The organism is Synechococcus sp. R55.2 (assembly GCF_047462075.1).
Taxonomy (GTDB): Bacteria; Cyanobacteriota; Cyanobacteriia; order Thermostichales; family Thermostichaceae; genus Thermostichus.
In genome coordinates this window covers 1-609 of sequence record NZ_JANSIH010000308.1, presented here as the reverse complement: position 1 = coordinate 609, position 609 = coordinate 1, and the positions used below count along the sequence as shown (strand labels likewise).

Below are 609 nucleotides of genomic sequence, written 5' to 3'. Positions count from 1 at the left end.
GTACGGCAGCGCTACACCCAGCATGGTGGCGAAACACTTGATATCCTCGGCTTGTGGCAAAATCACTTTCAGCCCCACCGACGACAGGATCGCGTAGCCCAATCTGCCCCTCTCAGGCCACGTTCTCAGCCTCAGGTGGTCGAGGGATTGAGCATTGACTAGAGATCGTTAAAAGCTGGGGTCAATTGGCAGCCGGCTATCCTGTCTATAAACGCTGAGCCAAAAAAATCTATGCAGCTTAGAATGGTTCATGTCCATGTCTAGATTGCAACGCTTCCCAACTGCTCTGGGATCCCAAGCTCTTTCCAATCAGGAGAGATAAGAGGTGCCGCGCTATAATTTGAGCGATGGTTTGCTACCGGTGGAGAAGAAAGTCGTGGTGAAAAAGCAAGCTCTTTGGCGAGGCTGGGTGGGCATTGCCGCTGTGGCCCTGCTGGGATCCGGCCCTGCCTATGCCCAGTTGCGGCTGATCCCTGAGGCGGCGCGGCAGGTCTACGAGGCCTTGCCAGATCTGCCTCTGGAAAACACCTATACCCCCGTGAACCCCAATGACGGCGGCCCCGCGCCTGAGGAAGATACCTTGGTGCGGCGGATGATGGTCTATCACTT

Annotated in this window: 1 pseudogene; it reads left to right on the top strand. The window is 55.8% G+C overall.

The features are described from left to right. Positions 1-325: 325 nt before the first annotated feature. Positions 326-609, top strand: a pseudogene (locus NW838_RS09835) (hypothetical protein); the annotation flags it as partial.